General features: G+C 44.7%; 5 protein-coding genes. All 5 read right to left on the minus strand.

Annotated features, from left to right (window positions below):
• The coding region (locus AC1DUA_RS31605; protein WP_477503512.1) for a M24 family metallopeptidase at positions 1-449 on the minus strand (449 nt) is incomplete at its 3' end.
• A 22-nt stretch (positions 450-471) separates the two neighbouring features.
• A complete protein-coding gene (locus tag AC1DUA_RS31610; protein WP_477503513.1) occupies positions 472-954 on the minus strand; it encodes a GyrI-like domain-containing protein in 483 nt (160 codons plus the stop codon).
• 56 nt (positions 955-1,010) lie between these two features.
• Positions 1,011-1,958 (minus strand): helix-turn-helix transcriptional regulator, encoded by a 948-nt coding sequence (locus tag AC1DUA_RS31615; protein WP_477503514.1) that lies wholly within the window; start codon positions 1,956-1,958, stop codon positions 1,011-1,013.
• A 250-nt stretch (positions 1,959-2,208) separates the two neighbouring features.
• Entirely contained in the window at positions 2,209-2,319 is a 111-nt protein-coding gene (locus AC1DUA_RS31620; RefSeq protein ID WP_127455728.1) for a YjcZ family sporulation protein, read from the minus strand.
• A 237-nt stretch (positions 2,320-2,556) separates the two neighbouring features.
• Complete coding sequence (locus AC1DUA_RS31625) at positions 2,557-2,667, minus strand: YjcZ family sporulation protein (RefSeq protein WP_477503515.1); 111 nt, start codon at positions 2,665-2,667, stop codon at positions 2,557-2,559.
• Between the last annotated feature and the right edge of the window lie 366 nt (positions 2,668-3,033).

Genomic DNA, 3,033 nt, shown 5'->3' on the forward strand with positions numbered 1-3,033 from the left:
CTCATGTTGTGCCGCAAAGCCGCCGTACGGTAGACATAAAGTCCACCCATCCGCTCATGTTGTGCCGCAAAGCCGCCGTACGGTAGACATAAAGTCCACCCATCCGACTGCTCAACAACATAATCCCCACCCGTTGATAAAAAAGGCTCTCCACGCTCAGCAGAAACATCGATGTTAATAAGGTCGCCAGGCTGAATTTTTCGATTTCCCGGTATTCCATGAGCAACTTCACGATTAATGCTGATACACGTGTTGCCAGGAAAGTTTTTGGTTGTTTTTGGAGCAAACACTGCCCCATGACTAATTAAAAATGTTTCTCCGATATCATCCAATTCCTTCGTCGTCATTCCAACACGTGCTTGACGTTTCATTTCACTTATTGTTAACCATTGTTTTGCGTTATCTTTGCAACCACTGAATTTACATAAGTATAAATAATAAAAGAGCACCTACATTAGGTGCCCTCTTTCCCTACTTAATTGCTATAAAAATCTGGATCTGTGTCTGCGCGGGATCCGAATTTCTGGTGTCATACAACTCATAATCCCCCGTATATGCCCTTACTTCCTCTGATTCCTTAAAATAAGCCCAAATCTTTCCCCACGCCTGAGCGACCACTTCATAGACAGGGCCCTTTTCTGTCGTAAATACCAAATATTTGCTCGCTGGCACTTGAACGGTATGGAACTTGTCCTCATCCTGCGACTTATCGCCGGCTACTTCGTGCCCAATCAGGGTAGTATATGCACCTGAAGCATCACTTTCATAATCCGTGTAGAGTGCATAGATTAGATGGGAATTGATTGTCGGGATTTGAGATGTGATTTGGCTTTGAAAGTACGTTTCCCACAGCTGCGGCAGCCTCCGATTCGGACCCGCTTCCTCCGCGTTAGTTGTTCGTACATGAACACCTGTTAGTGATATTGCTGGTTGCTCTGTGATATATGTTTGCATAACTTTGTCCTCATCTCCTTGTATTTATCATCAGTATACAGGGAGAAAGTGGACACCTATCTGTCCAGTTTCTTATAACGCTCCATAATTTTCCGTGCCCGATTTACCATTTCTTCGGCTACGTGGATCGGTTCTACGACTTTGACATGTTCACCGTAGCTCAGCAGCATGCCGTACAGCCATTCATCCTCGGTGAAGGGTCCTTTTACCTGTAAAGAACCATCCTCCTGTACGGTAACACGCTCTGGATCGAAGGTATCTCCAACGCGGTGACGAACTTTCGAATGGAATAGAAATGTCATCTCTTGCAAGTTGGCATTCGACCAATCCGACTCCCACGTGTAGCCTTCTAGCGAAGGGGCTTGTTTCTTTACAAAGGATTGCTCCAACACCCGTAACTCCTGTATACGCGATAATCGAAACACTCGGAACTCACTTCGAAGCGTGCAATAAGCCTGCAAATACCATAGGTATCCTTTCAAAATTAACGCTGCAGGCTCGACGACTCTCTCGCTCTCCGTGCCGTTCATGTTCAAATACTTGAAACTAACCTTGCTTGTATGCTCAATCGCCTGTCTCAGGCTGTTCACTTTATCCCGCGCCGCAGGTCCTTGCCCCCACGGATTAAAATCGAAAACAATTCCCGCTCCCTGTTGCTCCATTTGCAGCCGATCTACTCGACTGAGCATCGCCTTTACCTTATCCAGCAGGGTACCGAACACGCGGTCATCCACGGCTGTATGTATCCCTTTGACAGCCGCGACAATCGCTTCAATTTCATTGAGCGTCAAGAATTGCCGAGCCATAGTGTAGGGTTCCATGATTTCAAATCCGCCGGAGATGCCCTGATGGGCTACAATCGGAATGCCCGATTGATTCAAGGTCTCCATATCCCGATAAATCGTCTTCGTCGAAACTTCAAAACGGTCAGCCAATTCTTTGGCACTGACACGCCCGCGATTCAACAGCAGCACCGTCATCGCCAACAAGCGGTCAATTTTCATACGAATAGCTGTTCCTAAAAACAAAAGTCACAGATTGCGCACCTCGCTATACTCCACTTTAGGCTCTCTTCTACTAATACCTTAACCATAGCATGCGTGCATTAGGATGACAAACCTCATCAACCGTTGAAGTTACCACAATTCCTCAGCTTCCCGTTAAGATTAAGGATTATCAACGAGCAAAAACGGCCCGTGTTCGGATTTGTCTCGCGAATGGGCCGTTTTTGCTTTTTTCAGTTAAATTAAGAAATTACCAAACAAATGCGGATGTGATGATTACCAAAAGAATAAAGAGAACCAAAATAGCTGCTGCATTGTTACCATAACCTGCACAACTTCCACCATAACCTACTGCTCCCATATTTACTCATTCCCCTCTGGTGATTTGTCACTACCGTATAAAATATGTTCGCTATGTAGATATTGATTGGACTTATGTACCTACAGATTGCGCACCTCGCTATACTCCACTTTAGGCTATTCCCCCAATTCCTCAGCATCCCGTTAAGATTAAGGATTATCAACGAGCAAAAACGGCCCGTGTTCGCATCTATCTCGCGAATGGACCGTTTTTGCTTTTCTCAGTTAGATTAAGAAATTACCAAACAAATGCGGATGTGATGATTACCAAAAGAATAAAGAGAACCAAAATAGCTGCTGCATTGTTACCATAACCTGCACAACTTCCACCATAACCTACTTCTCCCATGTTTACTCATTCCCCTCTGGTGATTTGTCAACACGGTATAAAATATGTTCGTTATGTAGATATTGATTGGACGTATGTACCTACAGATTGCGCACCTCGCTATCCACTTTAGGCTCTCTTCTACTAATAACTTAACCATGGCATGCGTGCATTAGGATGACAAACCTCGTCTGCCGTGGAAGTTCCCCCAATTCCTCAACATCCCGTTAAGATTAAGGATTATCAATGAGAAAAAAACGGCCCGTATTCGCATCTGTCTCGCGAATGGGCCGTTTTTGCTTTTCTCAGTTAGATTAAGAAATTACCAAACAAATGCGGATGTGAAGATTACCAAAAGAATAAAGAGAACCAAAATAGCTGCTGCAT

It is taken from the genome of Paenibacillus sp. 01T422 (genome assembly GCF_056398785.1).

Bases quoted from the DNA above. Each gene is read 5' to 3' on its own strand.
- AC1DUA_RS31615 (WP_477503514.1), bottom strand. From the start codon at position 1,958: ATGAAAATTGACCGCTTGTTGGCGATGACGGTGCTGCTGTTGAATCGC.
- AC1DUA_RS31620 (WP_127455728.1), bottom strand. From the start codon at position 2,319: ATGGGAGCAGTAGGTTATGGTGGAAGTTGTGCAGGTTATGGTAACAAT.
- AC1DUA_RS31610 (WP_477503513.1), bottom strand. From the start codon at position 954: ATGCAAACATATATCACAGAGCAACCAGCAATATCACTAACAGGTGTT.
- AC1DUA_RS31625 (WP_477503515.1), bottom strand. From the start codon at position 2,667: ATGGGAGAAGTAGGTTATGGTGGAAGTTGTGCAGGTTATGGTAACAAT.